Here is a 22,095-nt window from a genome sequence, read left to right as displayed (position 1 = left end):
TGCTCTGGAATGAAGCATCCAACTCGAATTGTATCGACATAGCCGAGCATTGCACGGATGCTCCCGGACGTCAACGCGTCCGTGCGATACTGTCTCAATGCCGAGCATTGACGAGTCCGCAAAGGCGTGGCAGGAGCAGTTGGCGAAGCGCGTCGGCCTGGCGATCAGAGGCCAACGGGTGGCGCTCGGATTTACCGCACAACAACTGTCCGAACAGACAAGGGACTTCGGCTATCCCGTATCGCGTGCAGCGATTTCTAAGATCGAGAGCAACAGCCGGTCGGGGAAGGTGGACCTCGCCGAGCTACTTGTTCTTGCGGCCGCGTTGTTTACCCCTCCGGTGGCTCTCGTCTTCCCAGGTCGATACGACGACGAGATCGACGTACTTCCAGGGCTGAAAACATCGCAATTCGATGCAGCACAATGGTTTTCAGGGATTCGCAATGAGACATTCGGAACGCAGTCCGAGGAGCTCAATTCTGCAAGGGATCTTGTCGATAAGGCCACCATTGCGGGATTCACCGCTCAGGATCTGGAGCGCATCGAAGCTCAGGCGAGGCAAGCGAATGACGCTCTACGCCAGGCGATTGAAGAGCGGCAGCAGGCTACCAGCAGCATGCAGCAGGCGGTCGATACGTTCAATCGGGCAGCTGAGAAGTTTCAGGAGGCGATAAAGATCCGGAACGAATCGCTTGGTCAGGCGGGCGATGCCTAGACAACGCATGGCCCCGGGTGAGCACGGGAAGATCGCCGACCGTACCGCCACGGAGGAACTCCCGAACGGCAAGACTCAGCAGATCTTCTACGCCACAACGTATTTGCGTCTCCACAGTGGGAAGCTGCGTGAACGTGAGGCGTCGTCGCGCAAGTCAGCGGAGGATGCCCGGCGGGAGCTGAAGCGCCGCATCGCGGTCGAACTCGAGGCCGGGGAACCGACCGGGGTAATTGACCGCACCACCACCTTGTCGGAGTTGTTCGAGGCGTGGTTGCCGGCGAAGATCGCGGAGGACCGGATCGGGGAGCGGACCGCGACCCTGTACCGGGACACGTGGCGGCTGCACGGCGACCAGCAGCTCGGGGAGCTGCGGATCGTGGAGCTGACGACAAGCCGTGCCGATGCGCACCTGAAGGCGCTGCCGTCATCGCCGGGTATCTATCTGCGGATCATCTTGTCGGGCATGTACAGCATGGCTGCCCGGTTCGACGTGGTGAAGCACAACCCGATCCGGGAGACCAAGACCGCCAAGCCGGAACGCAAGCCGGCCAGGGCGCTCACAGGCATGGAGTTGGAGCAGGTGCGGCGGGCCGTCGAGCTGTGGTGCGGGAGGAATGGGCCGGGGCCGCGGCGGGGCCTGATGTTGCCGGCGTTCGTGGAGCTGCTGGCGGCCACCGGTGTGCGGCCGGGGGAAGTGCTGGCGATCCGCTGGCCGGATGTTGACCTTCTGGCGAAGCCGCCGACCGTCACCGTCACCGGGACCGTGCAGGACGCGGGGAGGGTGGCCGGTAAGCCGCTGCACCGCCAGGATGCCCGCAAGGGTCACGCCCCGCCGCACACAGTGGTCCTACCGGCGTTCGGCGCCCAGGTGCTCACCGACCTCTACGCGGTCACAGGGCCGGACGGCACGGTGCTGAAGAACAGGGACGGCGGCCTGGTGAGCCTGTCGAACATCCGTTCCTCGCTGCGGGAAGCGCTCGCGCCCCACGAAGAGCTGCGGTGGGTGACGCCGCACAGCTTCCGACGGTCTGTGGCCACCGTCGTTCGGGACGGGCTCGGCGTCGAGGCCGCACAGCAACAGCTGTCGCACGCCCAGCTGGCGACCACCGAAGGGCACTACGTGCAGCGGGTGACGGCGGGGCCGGATACCCGCGCTGTGCTGGAGCAATGGGCCAGCAACGGGAACGGCTGAACCAATTTACGGGGAAAGTACGGTATTTCGAGGATGCGAGTTTGCTGGCAAACTTCCGAAACTCTCTGACCTGCATGTATGGAGCCGATGACGGGAATCGAACCCGCGTATTCAGCTTGGGAAGCTGATGTTCTGCCATTGAACTACATCGGCACTGGTGCCTTGGAAGGCTAGCATCCGGACGCTCGGCTGCTCCGCGAGTGTGCGGAATCGTTGGCCGAACGGCCGCAAACCCAATCAAACCGCACATTCGGTGGCCACCACGGGCTTGGTCATCCGGCCCAGCCGGGGGCCGAGCGATACGCTCGTGCCGTGCTGCTCTCCGATCGCGATCTGCGGGCCGAAATCGCTGCTGGCCGGCTGGGCATCGACCCGTTTGATGACGCGCTGGTACAGCCGTCCAGCGTGGACGTCCGCCTCGACAGCCTGTTCCGGGTGTTCAACAACACCCGCTACACCCACATCGACCCGGCAAAACAGCAAGACGAGCTGACCACGCTGGTCGAACCCAAACCCGGCGAGCCGTTCGTGCTGCACCCCGGTGAGTTCGTCCTGGGCTCCACGCTGGAGTGCTGCACCCTGCCGGAGGATCTGGCCGGCCGGTTGGAGGGCAAGTCGAGCCTGGGCCGACTGGGCCTGCTGACCCACTCCACCGCGGGTTTCATCGATCCCGGCTTCTCCGGGCACATCACGTTGGAGCTGTCCAACGTGGCGAATCTGCCGATCACGTTGTGGCCGGGTATGAAGATCGGCCAGCTGTGCCTGCTGCGATTGACCAGTCCGGCGGAGCACCCATACGGCAGTACGCGCGTAGGGTCGAAATATCAGGGCCAGCGCGGGCCGACGCCGTCCCGCTCATACCAGAACTTCATCAAGTCCGGTTAGCCCTCGGATCTGACGGCCGCCTGGCGGCTGCGATGAAGCCGGTATCGGCCAGCCCTGGTGGGGGTTCGGCCCGCATGCCTGGCCGATTAGCAGTGGCAGGGGAGGTTTCGTGGAGATCGTTCTTGGGGTCTCGGTAGCACCCTCGGCGGTCCGCATGGTGTTGGTGGAAGGCGAAAACGCCGACGGGGTCACCGTGGAGCACGAGGACTTCGACGTGGTGGATGGCAGCCAGACCGCTCCTGAGCGGGTGGTGTCGGCGATCCTGGGGACCCGCGAGGGCGCCCGCGAGGGCGGCTATGAGCTCAGTTCCACCGGCGTGACCTGGAGCAATCCGGCCGAGGCGACCGCGCTACGGGAGGCGCTGGCTGGCCGCAAGGTCGAGAACGTGATGCTGGTGTCGGCGTTTCTTGCCGCCGCGGCGCTGGCCCAGTCGGTGGGCAGTGCGACGCGGTACGCGCGGACGGCGCTGCTGTTCGTCGAGCCGGAAGCCGCCACCTTGGCCGTCGTCAGCTCTGACGACGGCTCGATCACCGAGATTCACCGCCAGCTGCTGTCGAACGACGACGAGTGCGCCGTCAGTGAGATCACCGAACTGGTCGCCGGTGCGCAACGGCTGGAGTCGAACCCCGACGGCCTATTCGTGGTGGGTTCGGGCGTCAACGTGGCGATGATCAAACCGGAGTTGGACAAGGCCACCGCACTGCCGGTCAGCGTGCCGGAGGAACCGGACATGGCGCTGGCGCGCGGAGCGGCGCTGGCCAGCGCGCACGCCCCGCTGTTTTCGTTCTCCACCCGCGCGCAGGCCTGGGCGCAGGACCCGGGCACCGGTGAACTGGACCCGGCACTGGCTAGTGCCGGGTACGCGTACATCGCGCCCGGCGGGGTCACCTACGACGAGGTGGATTACAACGTCACCGCTGACAACGAACCACTTGCCTACAGTGCGCTTCCGGACAGCGGCGTGGTTCTGGGCGGCGCGCTTCCGGATCTCGCCGACGATCCCGAACTCGTCGACTCCCGGATGCTGGACTTCAGTACCGGGATCCAGCCCCGGGAACGCAAGCCGATGCTGGTCACCGGCGGGGTCGCGGCGCTGTTCGTTATCGGGGTGCTGGGCTTGGCGATCGCGCTGGCCGTGGGGATGCGGGCGGCAAATCAGCACCATCCCGATGTGCGGGCCAATGTCGTCACCCATCGTGGGCCCGGCCGGGGACCCGGAGGCGGGCCTGGCGGTGGGCCCGGTGGCTGGCCCGGCGGGCCCGGCGGCGGCCCCCCGGGTCCCCCGGGTGGCCCCGGTCACGGCGGAATTCCGTTCCCGTTCCCACTGCCGGGCCTACATTTCTGAGTGGGCATTCACCTCCGCCAGTCGTAAGATGGGCTAATAATTCGCCGGCCGTAGTGGAGGAGGTGCGGTGGACATCGTTCTGGGGGTCTCGATGGCACCGCCATCGGTACGCATGGTTCTCGTCGAGGGGGAGCGCGCCGGTGGCGTGACCGTTGATGAAGACGGATTCGAGGTGGACGCCGACGAGATGGCGTTCCCCGACCAGGTCGTGTCGGCCATCCTGGGCACCCAGGAAAGTGCGCGGGAGAGCGGCTACCGGCTGGCTTCGACCGGGGTGACCGTCGCCAACCAGCTACAAGCGGGCCAGCTGCGTGACGCGCTGGCCGATCACCGGGTCGAGAACGTGATGTTGGTGTCGGCATTCTTGGCCGCGGCCGCACTGGCGCAGACGGTGGGCGGGTCGGTCGGTTACGAGCGGACCGCGCTGATGTTCATCGAGCCGGACGGGGCGACCCTGGCCGTCGTCAACTCGTCGGACGGCTCGATCGCCGAGGTGCAGCGGGTTGCCCTGCCCTCCGATGACGAAGCCGCGGTGGGTGAGCTGACCCGGCTGGCCGCCCAGGTCGGCCGGCTGTCGTCGCGGCCCGACGGGTTGTTCGTGGTCGGTTCCGGCGTCAACGTCGGCTTGGTGAAGCCCGAGTTGGACGCGGTCAGTGCCATCCCGGTGAGCGTGCCCGAGGAGCCCGAGACCGCGTTGGCGCGCGGCGCGGCGCTGGCCAGTGCGCACGCGCCGCTGTTCGATTCCTCGACGTCGGCACTGGCGTGGGCGCGCGACCCAGGGACCGGCATGCTCGACCCGGACCTGGTTGCGCTCGGCTATACCTACCAGGCCGACTATGACGCCACCATGGGCGAGTACGCGCTGGCCTACAGTGCGGTTGCCGACGACGCTGCCGACAGCGGCTACCTGGACCTGATCGATGCAGAGGTCTCGGCGGCGGCGGTGGCGGCGGCGGCCATGGCGGCGGTGGCGGCCATGGCGGCGGCTGGCCCTTCTGAGCCGGCGCCGAATCCACTAGCCTGACGGCCGTGGACTACGCCGCAGCACTACTCGATGAGACGCGCGCGTTCGGGGAGCTGATCCGCACCGGCGATCCGCAGTTGGCGATCCCCACTTGCCCGGGGTGGAACCTGACGCAACTGTTCCGGCACTTCGGGCGCGGAAACCGTTGGGCCGCACAAATCATCGCCGATCGTATGGACGGCCCCCTCGACCCACGCGACGTCGTCGACGGCAAGCCGCCCGCGGAGCCCGACGCAGCGATCGACTGGCTGCACGACGGCGCGCAGCGTGTGTTGGACGCGGTCGCCCACACTGGGCCGCACACGCCGGCCTGGACGTTTATGGGTCCCCGGCCGGCCTCATGGTGGGTGCGTCGCCGGCTGCACGAGGCGACCGTGCACCGCGCCGATGCCGCGCTGGCGCTCGGTGGCCACTTCGCCCTGTCGCCGGAGCTGGCCGCCGACGGGATCGGCGAGTTGCTGGATCTGATCCCCGTACTCGTCGGGCGCAATGGACAAGCGTTACCGCTGGCCGACGGACAGAGTGTCCATCTGCACGCCACCGATGACGGCCTCGGGCCGGCAGGGGAGTGGACCATCGGCCGGCCGACCGGCACCGACACGGTGAGCTGGTCGCATGAGCACGGCAAAGGCTCGGTGGCCCTGCGTGGCTCGGCGCGCGATCTGTTCTTGGCGGTAATGCGCCGGGTACCGGTGGCCGACACCGACATCGCGATCTTCGGCGACGCCGCGGTGTGGCAGAACTGGGTCGAGCACACCGCCTTCTGATCGGGCGGTAGTTTTGGCGAGCATGAGCACATCGGAGATCGCAACGGTCCTCGCCTGGCACGACGCCCTGGCCGCCGGTGATCTGGACACCCTGGAACAGCTGTCCAGCGACGACATCGAAGTGGCCGACGCCAACGGCGCCGGGCAGGGTCATCAGGCATTGCGCGGGTGGGCGGCTTCGGCCCAGGTGAGCACCGGAATCGGCCGGATGTATGTGCACGACGGTGTGGTGGTGGCCGAGCTGATCCCCGCGGGAGCGGGTGCAGCCCAGGCAGTCGCCTTCCGGGTGGTGCATGACCGCGTCACCGCGGTTTTCCGCCACCAGGATCTGGACGCCGCCCTGGCCGCCACGGACCTCACCGAGGCCGATCGGGTGGACTGAGCGGCATCGACGGCGGTTAGGCTGAGCTGCATGCGCGGGATCATCCTGGCCGGTGGCTCCGGTACCCGCCTGCATCCGATCACCAGGGGCGTGAGCAAGCAGCTGCTGCCGGTGTACGACAAGCCGCTGGTCTACTACCCGCTATGCACGCTGATGCTGGCGGGCATTCGGGACATTCAGGTGATCACCACCGGTCACGACGCGCCCGCCTTCCAGCGACTGTTGGGGGACGGCAGTGCATTCGGGGTCGACATCAGCTACGCCATTCAAGAGCAGCCCGACGGGCTGGCGCGGGCGTTCGTGATCGGCGCCGACCACATCGGCACCGATTCTGTTGTGCTGGTGTTGGGGGACAACATCTTCTACGGCGCCGGCTTGGGGACCAGTCTGCGGCGCCACCAATCCCTTTCCGGTGCGGTTATTTTCGCGTATTGGATGGCCGACCCGTCGGCCTACGGTGTGGTCGAGTTCGATGTGAACGGCTCAGCGGTGTCGGTGGTGGAGAAGCCGACCGCGCCCAGCTCGCACTACGCGATACCCGGGCTGTATTTCTATGACAACGACGTCGTTGAGATCGCCAGGGGTCTCAAGCCTTCCGCGCGCGGCGAGTACGAGATCACCGACATCAATCAGACCTACCTCGATCAGGGCCGACTCACGGTCGAGACCCTGGCTCGGGGCACCGCGTGGTTGGACACCGGTACGTTCGACTCACTGCTGGACGCCGGCGATTACGTTCGCACCGTCGAGCGCCGCCAGGGCCTCAAGATCGGTGTCCCCGAAGAGGTCGCCTGGCGGATGGGCTTCATCGACGACGCTGCACTCGCCGGCCGTGCCGCAGCGCTGGGCAAGTCCGGCTACGGCGATTACCTGATGGGATTGCTGGATCGTCGGTGACTTCCCGCCCGCCGAGTGGGAATCCTGCGTCATGACGCGCCGGCGACGCGTCGTGAGATTCACTCTGGCGAGGGATGGGCTTCGGTGCGCGTCTGCTTGATCGCCTCGGCCGCCCGCCGCAGCGACAGTTCGGCGCGTTCCCGACTGTCGCCCATCCCGACGAACATGTCGATCGTCATCGGGCTGAGGATGTGGGTCAGGGCCCGGCCGTCCTGCTCGAACGTGCCGACAAGTTCCAGGAGCACCACACCGTGGATCATGCTCCAAATTCGCCCGGCCAGCTCGACGGTGTCGTCCGCGCGGATCCGGCCGGTGGTGACGATCCGCTCGACGGCGGTGACGAGTTGATCGAAGGTCGCCGTCGCTACCGGCATCTCGGGAACGTGAAGCTTCTGCGGCGCGGCCAGCCCGAACATCAGCCGATAGCGCTGCGGGCTGGCTAGCGCGAACTCCCGGTAGGCGTGGCCCATCACGAAGAAGTCGGCCATCGGATCGTCAGTCTTGGGTGCCGACGCCAGCGCGGCGCCGAAACGCTCGAACGCGGCGGAGACGATCGCCTCCAGGAGGCCGTTCATGCCGCCGAAGTGGGTGTAGACGGCCATGGTGGAGGCCCCGATTTCGGCGGCGACTTTCCGGGCCTGCAAAGACTCGGGGCCTTCGCTCTCCAGTAGTCGGGTACCGGCCTCGATCAGGCGATCGCGCGGGCTCAAATTCACCCTTGCCATCCTGCCATAACGGTGTTATACATAGCGAATAACATCGTTATGGACCGGAGGTGTCCGATGACCAATCCCTACCTGCAGGGCGGATTCGCACCGATTGCACAGGAGTACACCCTCACCGAGCTGGCGGTGACCGGAACCATCCCGGACTACCTGGACGGGCGCTACCTGCGAAACGGGCCCAACCCGGTCGGCGAAATCGATCCCGCCTTTTATCACTGGTTCATCGGTGACGGCATGGTGCACGGCGTACGCCTTCGCGACGGCAAGGCGCAGTGGTACCGCAACCGCTACGTGCGAGGCCCGCAGACCGCAGCCGCGCTTGGCGAACCGCCGCGCCCCGGCCGGCACACCGGCGCTTCCGGGATCGGCGCCAACACCAACGTGATCGGACATGCCGGGCGTACCCTCGCGCTGATCGAGGGCGGCATCGCCTGCTACGAGCTGACCGACGAGCTGGAAACCGTCGGCACCTGCGACTTCGACGGCACGCTGTCGGGCGGGTACACCGCGCATCCCAAACGTGACCCCGACACCGGTGAGCTGCATGCCGTTTCGTACGCATTCAACCGCGGAAACAGTGTCCAGTACTCGGTGATCGGCACCGACGGTCGGGCGCGGCGCACCGTCGATATCGAGGTCACCGGTTCGCCGATGATGCACGACTTCTCGCTCACCGAGAAGCACGTCGTCTTCTATGACCTGCCGGTCACGTTCGACACCCGCCAGGTCGCCCAGGGTGCGGCGCCGCCCGGTCTGCGGCTACCGGTGCGCCTGATCATGTCGGCGCTGATCGGGCGGGTGCGCATCCCGGACCCGATCATGGCCCGGTTGCCGATGCCCAAGAACAGCGTGCGCACCATGCCGTATCGGTGGAACCCGAAATACCCTGCGCGGGTGGGCGTAATGCCACGTGACGGGGGCAACGCGGATGTTCGGTGGTTCGAGATCGAACCGTGCTACGTGTTCCATCCGATGAATGCCTACGACGAGGGCGACACCGTCGTACTCGACGTGGTCCGGCACCCGAAGATGTTCGACACCGAGATGCGTGGCCCCGCCGAGGGTCTGCCCACGCTGGAACGTTGGACCGTCGACCTGGCCGACGGCAAGGTTCGCGAATCTCGGGTGGACGACCGTGGTCAAGAGTTTCCCCGGGTTGACGAACGATTGGTCGGCAAGCGGCACCGGTTCGGCTACGCGGTCAGTATCGGCAACGGCGTGGTGCCCGACGCGACGCTGCTCAAGCACGACCTGGTCGGCGGTTCGGCAGCGACACGTTCGTTCGGTGAGGGAAAACAGTTGGGTGAGTTCGTTTTCCATCCGAAGTCGGCGGCCGCGGCCGAAGATGACGGTGTCCTGATGGGCTTCGTCTACGACAGTTCGACGGACACCAGCGAGCTGGCGGTCCTGGACGCCGCCACGTTGGGTGACATCGCGGCCATCCACCTGCCACACCGTGTTCCCGCCGGATTCCACGGCAACTGGGTGCCGACCGGGCAATAGGGGTGCGACATGACCACCAGATTCGTCACGCCATCGGAATCTGCTGTACGCGTGGGTGATCCGGAGCGGGCCTGTGCCGCCGACCAGCTCGGTCAGGCATTCACCCAGGGATACCTGTCGATGCAGGAATACGAGACACGACTGGCCCGAGCGTTTGAGGCTCAAACCGCCGGACCGCTCAATGATCTGGTTGCCGATCTACCTGTCGCGCAGATCATCAGGCGAGACCCGCGCCGTCGTGCGCAGCGCAGCGCTGCTGCCCGACGAGGCGTCCAGATTCACCTGGCCGCTTACCTGGGGGTGTCGGTGTTGATGATCGGCATCTGGTTGGTGACCGCGGTGTTCGCCGGTGCGTGGTACTTCTGGCCGGTCTGGCCCATCCTCGGCTGGGGCATCGGCATTGTCTCCCACGCGATTCCGGTGGCAGCATGCGCTCGCCCAAGAACTAGGGCCGGTAGCTGACCAGGAAGTTGCCCAGGCGCTCGATCGCGCTGGACAGGTCGCGAGCCCACGGCAGCGTCACGATGCGCAGGTGGTCCGGCGCCGGCCAGTTGAACCCGGTGCCCTGGGTGACCAGGATCTTCTCCTGCAGCAACAGGTCCAAGACCAACTGCTCGTCGTTGTCGATCGGGTAGACCTCGGGGTCCAGTCGCGGGAACGCGTACAGCGCACCGCGGGGCTTCACGCAGGAGACGCCCGGGATCTCGTTGAGCTTGCTCCAGGCGACGTCCCGCTGTTCGAGCAGCCGCCCACCCGGCAGCACCAGGTCGTCGATGCTCTGGTGGCCGCCCAACGCCACCTGAATGGCGTGCTGGGCCGGCACATTCGGGCACAGTCGCATGTTGGCCAGCAGGTTAATGCCCTCCAGGAAGCTGGTCGCGTGCTCCTTGGGGCCGGTGATCGCCAGCCAACCGGAGCGGTAGCCGGCCACCCGGTAGGCCTTCGACAGGCCGTTGAAGGTCAAACACAACAGATCCGGCGCCAGGGTGGCCAGGCTGGTGTGCTCGGCGTCGTCGTAGAGGATCTTGTCGTAGATCTCGTCGGCCAACAGCAACAGCTGATGCTTGCGGGCCAATTCGGCGATCTGACTGAGCACCTCGCGGCTGTAGACCGCGCCGGTCGGGTTGTTGGGGTTGATCACCACCAACGCCTTGGTGCGTTCGGTGATCTTCGATTCCATGTCGGCGATGTCGGGCTGCCAGCCCTGGGTCTCGTCGCACAGATAGTGCACCGGCGTGCCGCCGGCCAGCGAGGTCGACGCCGTCCACAGCGGGTAGTCCGGGGCCGGGATCAGCACCTGGTCGCCGTTGTCCAACAGCGCCTGCAGCACCAGCGAAATCAGCTCGGATACGCCGTTGCCCAGGTAGACATCGTCGACGTCGAAGCGCGGGAATCCCTCAACCAGCTCGTAGCGGGTGACCACCGCGCGCCGGGCCGGCAGGATGCCCTGGGAATCCGAGTAGCCCTGTGCATACGGCAGTGCCTGGATCATGTCCCGCATGATCACGTCGGGCGCGTCGAACCCGAACGGCGCCGGGTTGCCGATGTTGAGCTTGAGGATGCGGTGCCCCTCGGCCTCCATCCGGGCGGCCTGGGCGTGGATCGGACCGCGGATCTCGTAGAGAACGTCCTGCAGTTTGGTGGACTGCGCGAACGTACGCTGCCGAGGCGCACTGCCGGTGGCAGGCCAGGGCATCTGGTGCGGCAACTGGTGAGCGGTCACGTTGACAATGGTCCCATAACTGTCCAATCAAAATTTGCCCGAGAAACAAGTTGGGGCCGTATGTGCATGCACACGGCCCCAACTTGTTATCTCAGCGTTTGCCCGGTGGCTTCGCCCCGCGCTGGATGCCCAGCCCCTTCACCGGCGGCTGTTCCTTGGGCGCCTCCGCTGCCGGAGCAGCCTCGGGAGCCGCCTGCGCAGGCTCGGGCTCGACGGCAACCGGCGCGGAAGCCGGTTCCGGGGCGGCTTGGGCAGGCTCGGCGGCCGGGGCCGCCTTCTTGGCCCCGGGCTTGCGGGCGCCTGCTGCCATGCCCAGGCCCTTGACCGGAGCGGCCGGAGTCGCGGGTGCGGCCGGCTCTGCGGGAGCTGCGGGCGCCGCGGGTGCGGGAGCGCTGGCCGCGGGGGCGGCGGCTGGGGCCGCCTTCTTGGCACCCGGGCGCTTGGCGCCACCGGCCATCCCGAGCCCCTTCACCGGGGCGGGGCCGCGGCCTTGACCTCGGCAGCCGGCTTCTCCGCGGTCGCGGTGGCCACGGCGGCCGGCGCCGGTGCCTTCTCCTCGACCTTCTTCGGACCGGCCTTGGCGGCGGCCTCGGCGGCAGTGCCCTTGGCCGGCAACGTCACCGCGTCCATGTCGAGGGACTCCAGCAGCAGCTGGGCGATGTCACGCACGTCCACATCGGAACGTCCGGAGGCTTCGATGCGGTCGTCGAGGCCGTCGCTGACCATCACCCGGCAGAACGGGCAGCCGGTGGCGATGGTGGTGGCACCGGTGGCCAGCGCCTCGTCGACGCGGTCATGGTTCACCCGCTTACCGATGTGCTCTTCCATCCACATCCGGGCGCCGCCGGCGCCGCAACAGAACGAGCGGTCCTTGTTTCTCGGCATCTCGACCAGGTTGGCGCCCGACGCCTCGACCAGCTCACGTGGCGGCTCGTAGACCTTGTTGTGGCGGCCCAGGAAGCACGGGTCGTGGTAGGTGACCTCCCGCGACACCGGAGCGACCGGAATCAGTCGCTTGTCGCGAACCAGCCGGTTGAGCACCTGGGTGTGGTGCAGCACCGTGTATTCGCTGCCCAGCTGCGGGTATTCACGAGAGATCGTGTTGAAGCAGTGTGGGCAGCTGGCGATGATCTTGCGGTCTGGCTTGTCCAGGCCGTCGAACACTTCGTTGAGCATTTCGACGTTCTGAGAGGCCAACTGCTGGAACAGGAATTCGTTGCCGGCACGCCGGGCCGGGTCGCCGGTGCAGGTCTCCCCGGTGCCCAGCACCAGGAACTTCACGCCGGCAGCGGCCAGCAGCTCCGCGGTGGCCTTGGTGGTCTTCTTGGCGCGGTCCTCATAGGCGCCCGCGCACCCCACCCAGAACAGGTACTCGAACCCGTCGAAGCTGTCGACGTCCTGGCCGTAGACCGGGATGTCGAAGTTGAGCTCGTCGATCCAGGAGGTGCGCTCCTTGGCGTTCTGCCCCCACGGGTTGCCCTTGTTCTCCAGGTTCTTGAACAGCACACCCAACTCGGAGGGGAACTCGGACTCCACCAGCACCTGGTAGCGGCGCATGTCGACGATGTGGTCGATGTGCTCGATGTCCACCGGGCACTGCTCGACGCAGGCGCCACAGTTGGTGCAGGACCACAGCACGTCGGGGTCGATCACGCCGCCTTCTTCGGCGGTGCCCACCAGTGGGCGGACGGCCTGCTCCGGGCCGGAGCCGCCGATACGCTCGAAGCCCTTCTCCGGTACGTGGTGGCCGGGCAGCGGCTGGGCGTCGGCCAGATCGACCTCGCCGGTCGGCATCGGCTTGTCGCCGAGCAGGTAGGGGGCCTTGGCCATCCAGTGGTCACGCAAGTCCATGATGACCAACTTGGGGCTCAGTGGCTTGCCGGTGTTCCAGGCGGGACACTGCGACTGGCAGCGGCCACACTCGGTACAGGTGGCGAAGTCGAGCATGCCCTTCCAGGTAAAGTCGTCGATCTTGCCGCGGCCGAACACCGCGTCTTCCGGCGGGTTGTCGAAGTCCAGCGGTTCGCCCTGGTACTCGATCGGCAGCAGCGGGCCCAGCGCGTTGGGCAGTCGCTTGAAGGTGACGTTGATCGGGGCCAAGAAGATGTGCAGGTGCTTGGAGTGCAGCACGATCAGCAGGAAGCCCAGTGCCACCGCAACGTGCAGCAGCAGAGCGCCGGTCTCGATGTTCTCGTTGACGGCGAGCCCCAACGGTGCCATGAGCTTGCCCATCAGATGCGACAGGTAGGCGCCCTTGCCGTAGGGCAGGGTGCCGGTGTTGACCGCGGCGCCGCGCAGCAGCAGGAAGGTCCAGACCACGTTGAGGATCATCACGAGGATCAGCCACGCACCGCCGTTGTGCGAGCCGTAGAACCGGGACGACCGGCCGTGCTCGGTCGGGTTGCGCAGGACCCGGATGACCATGAACACGAAGATCGACAGGGTGACCGCGGTGATGAAGAAGTCCTGCATGAAGCCCAGGAAGTCCCAGTGGCCGACGATCGGGATGGCGAAGTGTGGGGTGAACATCTGGCCGTAGGCCTCGATGTACACCGTGATCAGAACGAAGAACGCCCACATGGTGAAGAAGTGCGCGATACCCGGGATGTTCCACTTCAGCAGCTTGGCCTGGCCGGCGACCTCACGGATCTGGGTCTCGATCCGGGCCCTGATGTCGTTGGTCCGCTCGGCGCCGACCTTCTGACCGGACATGACCAGTCGGAAGAGCCAGAACACCCGGCGTGCGGCCAGCAGGCCAACAAGTCCCGTCATGGACAGGCCGACCACCAGCCTGATCAGCATCTGGGTATTTTCGGTCACGGAGAGCCTCTCCCATCCACAAGTTACCGATCAGTAACTTAGCTATGGTTACTGACGGGTAACTTACCGCCAATCTTGCGCAGCACCAGTTCAAGCCCTGCTCGGTGCTCGCTCATAGTGCCACTCCGAGGTCGTTCGGCGCGACAAAGGCTGGCCTAACTGTATCGGCGGGCGACGGTTCGGACGCTCGCTCGGACAGTGGAAATCAGAGTCCGGGCAGCGGGATGACGATCTCCGGCGGCTGTCGGGTCGGCGTAGGTGTGACTGGGGCAGCCGTGGTGCTCGGTGCTGTTGTCGTGCTCGGGGGTGCGGTGGTGGTCGGCCTGTCCATGACGGGACTTGTTGGCCTGCTGGCCGCACGCCGGGTGTTCTGGCCGTGTGGGGCCGCCGCCGCCTTGGCGGCCGCGGCGTTGGTGGACGTCACCGAGCTGGTCGCCGGCGCGGTGGGGCTCGGTTCCTTGTTCAGCAGCCGGACCATGCCCCACACCAGGAGGGCGATCAGGATTGCGGTCAGCACGCCCAGGCCGACCAGCGCGACTGGTCGCAGATACCACGGAGTACGTGGCGGCGGCGGTTCGGTCGGCTCGGGCTGGCGGCCAGTGGGCTCGCGGTACTCGCTGTAGTAGGCCGGCTCGCCGTAGTTACCGTTGCCGCCGTAGTGGTACCCGGCCATCTGGGTCGGTTCGTTGTTCGGGTCGTCCGGCGATCGGTTCACACGCACCGAGGGTAGGTGCCGCGCCTGACGAAATCCCGCGACGACACTGGCGGAAACCCGTCAGCTGGCCAGACGGCGACGCGCGACAAGCTCGACCACACCTCGCCAGCCGAGTAGGAACACCGCGGTCACCGTCGAAGCGACCACGATGAAACTCTTCGCCACACTGGCCGAGGTCGCTTCGCGCAAGAGCATGCCGATCAGCACCGTCGAAATCCAGACCGTCACCCCGGTGGGCCAGGGGGCGGTGGGACTGCGCCAGGCGCGCGAGAGCAGCCAGCCCAGCGCTGTGCCGCTCAGAAAAGGCCAGGCCGTGGTCGCCAAGCCGCTGAGAGTGATGCCCTCATCGTGGCTGCGCCGGCCGAGAGCGCAGAAGATCAACACGGCCACCACGTCAACGGCGAGCCACGCTGGCTTCCGGGGTGGTTGCATGCGGCGAGAGTACCGGGCCGGCGGACTACCGGCGCGGCGGCAGGGTGATCACCGTAGGTAGCTCGGGAACCTTGGGGATCGGCGGAATGGTGATCACCGACGGCAGATGCGGTAGGTGATGGTGCGGCGGCTCGCTTTCGGGCGGTGCCTGCTGTGTCGGGGGGTGCTGCGGCGGGGCCTGCCGGGGCGGGGCCGTCGTCGAGGTGTCGTGCTGGTGCTGGTGCTGCTGGTGGCGCTTGACGAGCTGGTTGCCGGGGTCGTGCCGCCGCCGGGTCCGCGGCTGGTCAGCTGGATGATTCCCCAGATCACCACCGCGAGCATCGCCGCGATGAGTCCGAACCAGGCAATCAGCACCGAACGGCGGCGAAACCACGGAGTGTCCGACAGTGCAGCGAAATCGGTGCCCTGCGGGTCGGTCGGCTCGTCGAAGGCGCTATAGGGGGCGTATTGGGTGGGGGCGTTGCCCGGGTGGTAGCCGGTATCGCCGGGGTTTCGCGCCGGGTTGGCGGGGCCGAACGGAGGCGGCGCCGGTCCAGGTGGTTGCGGCGGGCGCTGGACGTAGGGAATGGACCGAGTGTGGTCCTGGCTGGGTTTGCCTGAACCGTCCGAAGATCCGAAGCGCGCCATTTCACCGATCGTAAACGGAAAGGACTGGCAGGCGACTTGGGCGAAAAATCAGAAGGTATCGACGTTCTCGATGCTGACAAGCATGCCGTGGCCGGTGCGGTCGTTGGTGAACCGCGTGCCGTTGACGTCGGCATTGATCGTCCAGCCTTGAGCCTGGTAGGTGAGGTAATCGATGGTGACGACCGGGATGTCGCCCAGGTTGCCCAACACCCACTGCACGGTGCCGTCGGCGCTGAGACTGACGCCGTTGGCGTGCTGTCCGTCCTTGAGCGGCGTGTTGGTGAACTGCGCTTCACAGTCGACTTGTGGTGACGAGATCTGGCAGCGGGTCTGGCCGGATTTCGTCTCGATGAAGACGTAACCGTTGTCGTCGGGCGGCAGCGGGATGGCGTCGGCCGGCCGGTTCGGGGTGGTCGGCTTGGTCGGACCCGGCGGGCTCGGCGGCGCGGTACTGGTACGCGGTGGCCGAAGCGACGGCTCCGGTGGCCCTCCGCCCGGTGCTGCGGTCGGGTGGCCGTCGACGGTGCTGCTGCAGCCGGTCAGCAGCAGCGCGGCCGCCAGCGTCAGCTTTCCGGCCGCCCTACGCTTCGACTGGTCTGGTACCCGCACGCATTCCCCCGCTGAGATCTGTTCCGGCCCAGCGTACGCATCCAGTGACATCAGTGGCTGTAGTGACGCGCGGTACCGCCGGTGGTCAGGAAAGATCCCGAAAGGCCAGCGCCGTACCGGCGACCGCCGTCACCGCGGCAACGGCATAACCCACCAGTGACCACCAGCCGGCGTGCAGGTAGGCGGTGACTGCCACGATCGCGATGGCGCAGAAGACCAGCACCATTCCATACAGCGGGGGTTTGGCTGCGTAACGGTTGCGGGCCATGTTTTTGCGGGCCTTCTACTTGTCCGGATCCGGCTGCGTAGCCACAGCCGGTGTCTGTTCGGCGGGCGTCTGAGCGAGCTCGGCCGCGGCCTGTACCCGCCCGCGCACCAGGTACCAGCCGACGATCAGTGCTGGTGTGCCGATGAGCAGCACTCCCCACACAAACGGGCCGCTGCGGTGATCGAACAGCATGAGGACCAGCACGCCCGCCAGGAACAGCAAGGTCGCGTACCCGCTGTAGGGAGCCAGCGGCATCCGGAACGACGGTCGTTTCAGCACTCCGGCATTGGCCAGCCGGAGCAGCCGCAGCTGGCAGGCCACGATCGTCGCCCACGCCGCCATGACTCCCACCGCGGCGATGTTGAGCACGATCTCGAAGGCTTGTCCGGGGCGTAGCGCGTTGAGGACGACGCCGAGCAGGCCGACGCCACTGGTCAGCAGGATGCCGCCGTAGGGCACCCCGTTCTTCGAGATCTTGGCGGTGAACGCCGGGCCGCTGCCGTTGACCGCCATCGACCGCAGAATCCGCCCGGTGGAGTACAGCCCAGCGTTGAGGCTGGAGAAAGCGGCGGTCAGCACCACCAGGTTCATCAGGCTGCCCGCGCCGGTGAAACCGACCTTGGAGAAGAACGTGACGAACGGGCTCTGGTGCTCCTTGAAAGCGGTGTAGGGCAGCAGCAGTGCCAGCAGCACCACCGATCCCACGTAGAAGATCCCGATGCGGGCTACCACCGAGTTGATCGCCCGCGGCATGACTTTCTCGGGGTTGGGGGTTTCGCCGGCGGCGGTGCCGACCAGTTCGACCCCGGCGTAGGAGAACACCACCCCGGAGGTCACCAGCACCAGCGGGAGCAGGCCGGTCGGCAGGAGTCCACCGTTCTCGGTCAGCAGGTGCAGACCGGTCTCCTGGCCGTCGACCTGGTAGCGGCCGCCCAAGAAGATGGTGCCGACCACCAGGAACGTCAGCAGCGCGAGAACCTTGATCAGCGCGGCCCAGAACTCCAGCTCGCCGAAGAGCTTCACCGAGATCAGGTTCATCGACAGCACTGCCAACAAGGCGATCAGGGCCAGTGTCCACTGCGGGATCACCTCGAACAGGTGCCAATAGTGGAAGTAGCTGGCGATCGCGGTGGTGTCGACGATCCCGGTCATCGACCAGTTCAGGAAGTACAGCCACCCTGAGACGTATGCGGTTTTCTCCCCGAAGAATTCGCGCGCATACGAGACGAACGATCCCGGCGACGGCCGATGCAGCACCAGCTCGCCGAGAGCGCGCAGGATCAGGAAGGCAAAGGAGCCGCAGACCGCGTAGACGACGAAAAGGCCCGGCCCGGCCGAGGCGAGCCGGCCGCCGGCGCCGAGGAACAACCCGGTGCCGATGGCACCGCCCAGGGCGATCATCTGCAGCTGCCGGGGGGCCAGGTCCTTGTGGTAGCCCGCGTCCTCGCGGGTCAGCGCAGCTGGGGAAATCAGGTGCGGCTCGGGGGAAAGTGACATCGCTGCGAAGGGTAACGCACCAGGGTTGCTGGTTAGGACCTAAACCCATGGCGCTCGGGTCCTGGGGTTTCGCTACAACGAGCTGAACCAGTTGCCGATGTTTCTCAAAGGAGATCCGACGATGCGCTGGGCGTAGAGGTATTCACTCGGCCGACTGTGGTTAGTCCGACTGGACTAAGTCCGGTAGCCTGGGTGCGTGTCTACGGTGAACATCCACGATGCGAAGACGCATTTGTCGAGCCTGCTGGCCCGGGTCGAGAACGGTGAGACGATCACGATCGCCCGTGCCGGTAAGCCGGTCGCCGATCTCGTGCCGCACTCGCGCGTTGACATCGCCTTCGGCACCGCGGCCGGTCGACTCGGCTATGACGACGAGCGCTTCGACGACGTCGACCCGGCGATCAACGCCCTGTTCGGCACCGAATGACCGCGCTCCTGCTGGACACTCATGTGGTGCTGTGGTTGCTCGACGGCAGCCCGCGATTGGGGGAGCGGTCACGCGAGCGGATTACCTCCGGCGAGGTCGTCTTCGTCTCCGCGGCGAGTGTTTGGGAGATGTCCATCAAGGCGGCGCTTGGCAAGCTCACCCTGCCCGCTGACCTCGGTGAGGCGATCGACCGCTCCGGGCTGCGTGACCTGCCGGTCACCCGTCGGCATGCCCTGGCGTCGGGCCTCGTTGCTTTGCCGCACCGGGATCCGTTCGATGCGATTCTGGTCGCACAGGCCACCGTGGAGCGACTGACTTTGCTCACGGCCGATGAAAAGCTGTTGAACGCGTTGCCCGACGCCGTCGACGCGATGCGCTAATGCGCTACCCGGCGAGGGCGACCGCCATAGCGGCAGCCAGGTAGAGGATTTCCTCGGCGGCGGCTCACGCCGATCCGGCCGGCGCCGAGCTGGCGGCCTGGTCGTTGGTGCACGGCTTTTCGACGCTGTGGCTCAATGACGCGGTAGCTGCCGACGTAAAAGCCGCCGATCCGATGGACACGGTCGAGCGGATCGCGCGCCTGCTGTTCGACGGGTGACTACGGTTGCGGTTATGGCCGATCGACCCGCGCGAGTCGCAGACGTGCACAAGGTCGCCGCGTCGATGCCCCACGTCACCAGAATCGAAGGGCCGAAAGGCAATCCGATTTACCAGGTGGGCGGCAAGTCGTTTGTGTTCTTCCGCACCCCGCGGCCCGACGCCAAGGATCCCGTCACGGGCGAGGCCTACCCCGATGTCATCGTGATCTGGGTCGAGTCGGACGCCGACAAACAGGCCCTCATCCAAGACCCCGCAACGCCGTTTTTCAGCACTGACCATTTCAACGGGCATCTGTCCGTTCTGGTTCGGGAGGCAGACCTGCACGCGATCAGCAAGAGCGAACTGGCCGAAGTGGTCCAGGACGCCTGGCTTTCTCGAGCGTCGAATAGGCGAAGAGCCGCCTGGCTGGCTACCCACGACACAGACGGTCCGGCCCGATGAGCAAGCGGATCGCGGTGGTCGGGGCCGGCATCGCCGGGCTCGCGACCGCGGTCGGGCTGCAGCGGCGCGGGCACGATGTCACCGTCGTCGAACAACGGACCGACACGTCCTCGGGCGCGGGGATCAGTATCTGGCCCAATGCGCTGGCTGCCCTGGACCACCTCGGTCTGGGAGATGCGGTGCGTGCGGCGGGCGGCCGGATCACCGCCGGCGCAGCGCGCTGGTACGACGGGTCGTGGTTGCGCCGCCCGGCGGCCGAGCGGATGGTACGGGCACTCGGTGAACCGCTCGTGGTGGTGCAGCGCTCGGTGCTTCGCGACATCCTCACCGATGCGCTGGCGGCGGGCAGCCTGCACTACGGGCTCGCCGCCACCGGCGTGGCCACGGCGGGAGACGTTGTGACGCTGCAACTCTCGGATGGCTCGGCCGATATCGTCGACGCCGTCGTCGGCGCCGACGGCACCCATTCGGTTCTGGCCCGCCATCTCAATGGCCCGCTGCGCCGACGCTACGTCGGCTACACCGCATGGCGCGGAATCGCCGCCTACGCCCTGGATCCGGACCTGGCGGGGGAAACCCTGGGGCCTGGTGTCGAAACCGGGCATGTGCCGATGGGGCCGGACCTGACCTACTGGTTTGCCACCGAGCGGGCCCCGGAGGGACAACGAGCGCGCGAAGGGGAACTGGCCTATCTGCGAGCCAAGTTCGCCCACTGGTGTGAGCCCATCCCGAGCATCCTTGCTGCGACCTCGCCCCAGGACGTGTTGCGCGACGACCTCTACGACCGCGGTCCCACCCGGCACTGGGCGCGTGGCCCGATCGTGCTGGTCGGAGATGCGGCCCATCCCATGCGTCCGCATCTCGGCCAAGGTGGGTGTCAGGGCTTGGAAGACGCCGCCATCCTGGCTGAGTTCGTCGACCGGGCGCCCGATCTGCCCACCGCGTTTGCCGGGTTCGCCGCGTTCCGCCGGCCGCGGGTGGCACCGCTGGTCCGGGAGTCGGCGTGGTTCGGGAAAGTCGTCAACGTCCGGCCCGACTTCCTCAGCGCCGCCGCCAGTCGCGCCACCGGTCTGATCCCGGAAGCACTGCTGATGAGGCACCTGGCTACGGTCGCCGCCGGGGCGGCGTTTGTGCTGCCGACGGTCGGGGCGCCGCGATGAGACCAGGTCTGTGGCTTCGGTGGGCTCTGTTGCAGGGATTTCCGCGCGCGGTTCTGGCGGTGCAGGCACGGCGCGGCGACCCGATGGCCCGCCTCCTCATCGGCCCACTGCGTGGCGGCGATCCCGAACCGCTGACCGAACAGATCCGTGCCCGTGGTCGATTGACGCGCACGCCGTTCGTCTCGGTGACGGCCGACTATGAGCTGTGCCGGGCAATCTTGCGCGACGACAGGTTCGGAGCGAGCAATCCGGCCAATATGAGACTGCCCAAGCCCGCTCGCTGGCTGATCAACCGCACGGATCCGCAGCTGCCGAATCCGGCTGAGCCACCGTCGATGCTGGTGGTCGATCCGCCCGACCACACGCGCTACCGGCGCGCGGTGGTGCGCGCGTTCACGCCTCGCGCGATCGACAAATTGCGGACCCGGATCGTCGAGACCACCCATGAACTGCTCGATCGGGTGGAATCGACAGCACGTCCGGACCTGATCGCCGATTTCGCGGGACCCCTACCGGCTTTGATCATCGCCGAGATTCTCGGAATCCCCGACGAGCAGCGGCCGAAGATGCTCGATCGGGGTGAAGCCGGTGCGCCGCTGCTCGATATCGGGGTGTCCTGGAACACCTTTCGGTGTGCCATGAAGTCCCTGCGAGAAAACGATCACGAGTTCAGTGATCACATCGAACGGTTGCGCAACAACCCCGGCGACGACATCTACAGCCAAATCATCCGCGACGGCGACCTTGACCGACGCGAACTGGGCGTCACAGCGTTGCTGCTCGCGGGCGCGGGTTTCGAGACCACCATCAATCTGATCGGCAACGCGATCGTGCTGTTACTGCGCCACCCGGAACAGTTGGCGAAGCTGCGCGAGGACCCCCAGTTGTGGCCGGGCGCGGTCGAGGAAGTCTTGCGCTTCGACAGCCCGGTCCAGATGACATCGCGCAACGCCCTCTGTGATCTCGAGCTTGCCGGGTATCACCTCGCCGCGGGCGAAACGGTGGCCCTGCTGCTAGGCGGTGCCAACCACGATCCCGGCATGTTCGACGAGCCCCGCCGCTTCGACATCACCAGGGCCAACGCCAAAGAGCATCTGTCGTTCAGCAGCGGTATCCACGCCTGCCTCGGCGCCAACCTGGCCCGCATGGAGGCCACCATCGCGCTGCAAGCACTGTTCGAACGGTTCCCCGACCTGCGGCTCGACGGAGCCCCGACACCACGCGGGCTGGCCACGTTGCACGGCTTCCGAAGCATTCCGGCGACGACCTGATCACCGCACCGCGGGTGATCAGGTTGCCGGGGGAGGGAGACGGCTTGTGGTGGTTGGACTCATCACTGCC

The 22,095-nt window shown here is 66.7% G+C and carries 23 protein-coding genes, 1 tRNA gene and 2 pseudogenes; 16 read left to right on the top strand and 10 right to left on the bottom strand.

Annotation, left to right across the window (positions count from 1 at the left end; all coding sequences use genetic code 11):
- Nucleotides 1–97 precede the first annotated feature (97 nt).
- Complete coding sequence (locus tag BN4346_RS26950) at nt 98–715, top strand: hypothetical protein (RefSeq protein ID WP_067968346.1); 618 nt, start codon at nt 98–100, stop codon at nt 713–715.
- Complete coding sequence (locus tag BN4346_RS26945) at nt 708–1,907, top strand: tyrosine-type recombinase/integrase (RefSeq protein WP_067968344.1); 1,200 nt, start codon at nt 708–710, stop codon at nt 1,905–1,907. The genes BN4346_RS26950 and BN4346_RS26945 overlap by 8 nt, the downstream gene beginning before the upstream one ends.
- A 79-nt stretch (nt 1,908–1,986) precedes the next feature.
- Here BN4346_RS26945 and BN4346_RS26940 read toward each other — a convergent pair.
- Nucleotides 1,987–2,060 (bottom strand) — tRNA-Gly (locus tag BN4346_RS26940).
- 159 nt (nt 2,061–2,219) lie between these two features.
- On the opposite strand from BN4346_RS26940, the gene dcd reads away from it, so the two are divergent.
- The 6 genes from dcd (at nt 2,220) to rfbA (ending at nt 7,207) form a co-directional block, all read left to right on the top strand.
- Nucleotides 2,220–2,792, top strand: a complete 573-nt coding sequence (gene dcd / locus BN4346_RS26935; RefSeq protein WP_046286451.1) for a dCTP deaminase — start codon at nt 2,220–2,222, stop codon at nt 2,790–2,792.
- A 109-nt stretch (nt 2,793–2,901) separates the two neighbouring features.
- The gene (locus tag BN4346_RS26930) at nt 2,902–4,137 is read left to right on the top strand and encodes a DUF7159 family protein (protein ID WP_078058447.1); all 1,236 of its coding nucleotides are present in this window, start codon (nt 2,902–2,904) and stop codon (nt 4,135–4,137) included.
- A 67-nt stretch (nt 4,138–4,204) separates the two neighbouring features.
- The gene (locus BN4346_RS48390) at nt 4,205–5,161 is read left to right on the top strand and encodes a DUF7159 family protein (protein ID WP_067968339.1); all 957 of its coding nucleotides are present in this window, start codon (nt 4,205–4,207) and stop codon (nt 5,159–5,161) included.
- A gap of 5 nt (nt 5,162–5,166) precedes the next feature.
- A complete protein-coding gene (locus BN4346_RS26920; RefSeq protein ID WP_067968337.1) occupies nt 5,167–5,928 on the top strand; it encodes a maleylpyruvate isomerase family mycothiol-dependent enzyme in 762 nt (253 codons plus the stop codon).
- A 22-nt stretch (nt 5,929–5,950) separates the two neighbouring features.
- On the top strand, nt 5,951–6,310 hold the full coding sequence (locus tag BN4346_RS26915; protein ID WP_067968334.1) for a nuclear transport factor 2 family protein: 360 nt from the start codon (nt 5,951–5,953) through the stop codon (nt 6,308–6,310).
- Between the two features lie 30 nt (nt 6,311–6,340).
- The gene (gene rfbA / locus BN4346_RS26910) at nt 6,341–7,207 is read left to right on the top strand and encodes a glucose-1-phosphate thymidylyltransferase RfbA (protein WP_067968331.1); all 867 of its coding nucleotides are present in this window, start codon (nt 6,341–6,343) and stop codon (nt 7,205–7,207) included.
- Nucleotides 7,208–7,266: 59 nt separating this feature from the next.
- Here rfbA and BN4346_RS26905 read toward each other — a convergent pair whose 3' ends face one another.
- Nucleotides 7,267–7,923, bottom strand: a complete 657-nt coding sequence (locus BN4346_RS26905; protein WP_096867451.1) for a TetR/AcrR family transcriptional regulator — start codon at nt 7,921–7,923, stop codon at nt 7,267–7,269.
- A gap of 66 nt (nt 7,924–7,989) precedes the next feature.
- On the opposite strand from BN4346_RS26905, the gene BN4346_RS26900 reads away from it, so the two are divergent.
- Together BN4346_RS26900 and BN4346_RS26895 are read left to right on the top strand one after the other, a co-directional pair.
- A complete protein-coding gene (locus BN4346_RS26900) occupies nt 7,990–9,435 on the top strand; it encodes a carotenoid oxygenase family protein (RefSeq protein WP_067968326.1) in 1,446 nt (481 codons plus the stop codon).
- A 9-nt stretch (nt 9,436–9,444) separates the two neighbouring features.
- Nucleotides 9,445–9,897 (top strand): DUF1707 domain-containing protein, encoded by a 453-nt coding sequence (locus tag BN4346_RS26895; protein ID WP_067968322.1) that lies wholly within the window; start codon nt 9,445–9,447, stop codon nt 9,895–9,897.
- Here BN4346_RS26895 and BN4346_RS26890 read toward each other — a convergent pair.
- The 8 genes and pseudogenes from BN4346_RS26890 to BN4346_RS26855 form a co-directional block, all read right to left on the bottom strand.
- Nucleotides 9,881–11,185 (bottom strand): pyridoxal phosphate-dependent aminotransferase, encoded by a 1,305-nt coding sequence (locus tag BN4346_RS26890; RefSeq protein ID WP_067968317.1) that lies wholly within the window; start codon nt 11,183–11,185, stop codon nt 9,881–9,883. The two genes, BN4346_RS26895 and BN4346_RS26890, sit on opposite strands and share 17 nt — an antisense overlap.
- A gap of 64 nt (nt 11,186–11,249) precedes the next feature.
- Nucleotides 11,250–13,960 (bottom strand): annotated as a pseudogene (locus BN4346_RS26885) ((Fe-S)-binding protein).
- Nucleotides 13,961–14,183: 223 nt separating this feature from the next.
- Nucleotides 14,184–14,693 (bottom strand): hypothetical protein, encoded by a 510-nt coding sequence (locus BN4346_RS26880; RefSeq protein ID WP_067968314.1) that lies wholly within the window; start codon nt 14,691–14,693, stop codon nt 14,184–14,186.
- A 60-nt stretch (nt 14,694–14,753) separates the two neighbouring features.
- On the bottom strand, nt 14,754–15,125 hold the full coding sequence (locus tag BN4346_RS26875; RefSeq protein WP_067968311.1) for a DUF3054 domain-containing protein: 372 nt from the start codon (nt 15,123–15,125) through the stop codon (nt 14,754–14,756).
- A gap of 93 nt (nt 15,126–15,218) precedes the next feature.
- A complete protein-coding gene (locus BN4346_RS47535) occupies nt 15,219–15,752 on the bottom strand; it encodes a hypothetical protein (RefSeq protein WP_154677544.1) in 534 nt (177 codons plus the stop codon).
- 48 nt (nt 15,753–15,800) lie between these two features.
- Nucleotides 15,801–16,361 (bottom strand): hypothetical protein, encoded by a 561-nt coding sequence (locus tag BN4346_RS26865; protein ID WP_067968470.1) that lies wholly within the window; start codon nt 16,359–16,361, stop codon nt 15,801–15,803.
- Between the two features lie 85 nt (nt 16,362–16,446).
- Nucleotides 16,447–16,629, bottom strand: a complete 183-nt coding sequence (locus BN4346_RS26860; protein WP_067968304.1) for a hypothetical protein — start codon at nt 16,627–16,629, stop codon at nt 16,447–16,449.
- Nucleotides 16,630–16,644: 15 nt separating this feature from the next.
- The gene (locus BN4346_RS26855) at nt 16,645–18,126 is read right to left on the bottom strand and encodes an amino acid permease (RefSeq protein WP_067968302.1); all 1,482 of its coding nucleotides are present in this window, start codon (nt 18,124–18,126) and stop codon (nt 16,645–16,647) included.
- Between the two features lie 196 nt (nt 18,127–18,322).
- On the opposite strand from BN4346_RS26855, the gene BN4346_RS26850 reads away from it, so the two are divergent.
- From BN4346_RS26850 to BN4346_RS26825, 6 genes and pseudogenes are all read left to right on the top strand, one after another.
- Nucleotides 18,323–18,553 (top strand): type II toxin-antitoxin system Phd/YefM family antitoxin, encoded by a 231-nt coding sequence (locus BN4346_RS26850; protein ID WP_067968299.1) that lies wholly within the window; start codon nt 18,323–18,325, stop codon nt 18,551–18,553.
- The gene (locus tag BN4346_RS26845; RefSeq protein ID WP_067968296.1) at nt 18,550–18,933 is read left to right on the top strand and encodes a type II toxin-antitoxin system VapC family toxin; all 384 of its coding nucleotides are present in this window, start codon (nt 18,550–18,552) and stop codon (nt 18,931–18,933) included. Before BN4346_RS26850 ends, BN4346_RS26845 begins: the two co-directional genes overlap by 4 nt.
- Nucleotides 18,934–18,995: 62 nt before the next feature.
- Nucleotides 18,996–19,151, top strand: a pseudogene (locus tag BN4346_RS49660) (TetR family transcriptional regulator); the annotation flags it as partial.
- A 14-nt stretch (nt 19,152–19,165) separates the two neighbouring features.
- Nucleotides 19,166–19,594, top strand: coding sequence for an MmcQ/YjbR family DNA-binding protein (locus BN4346_RS26835; RefSeq protein WP_067968293.1), 429 nt, complete (start codon nt 19,166–19,168; stop codon nt 19,592–19,594).
- Complete coding sequence (locus BN4346_RS26830; protein WP_067968289.1) at nt 19,591–20,754, top strand: FAD-dependent oxidoreductase; 1,164 nt, start codon at nt 19,591–19,593, stop codon at nt 20,752–20,754. Before BN4346_RS26835 ends, BN4346_RS26830 begins: the two co-directional genes overlap by 4 nt.
- Nucleotides 20,751–22,025: a cytochrome P450 gene (locus BN4346_RS26825; protein WP_067968287.1), complete on the top strand. Its 1,275-nt coding sequence runs from the start codon at nt 20,751–20,753 to the stop codon at nt 22,023–22,025. The genes BN4346_RS26830 and BN4346_RS26825 overlap by 4 nt, the downstream gene beginning before the upstream one ends.
- Nucleotides 22,026–22,095: the final 70 nt, after the last annotated feature.

This window comes from Mycolicibacter icosiumassiliensis, from assembly GCF_900078685.2.
GTDB classification, from domain to species: domain Bacteria; phylum Actinomycetota; class Actinomycetes; order Mycobacteriales; family Mycobacteriaceae; genus Mycobacterium; species Mycobacterium icosiumassiliensis.
The sequence above is the reverse complement of the archived record's forward strand: the minus strand, read 5'-3'. Positions and strand labels throughout refer to the sequence as shown.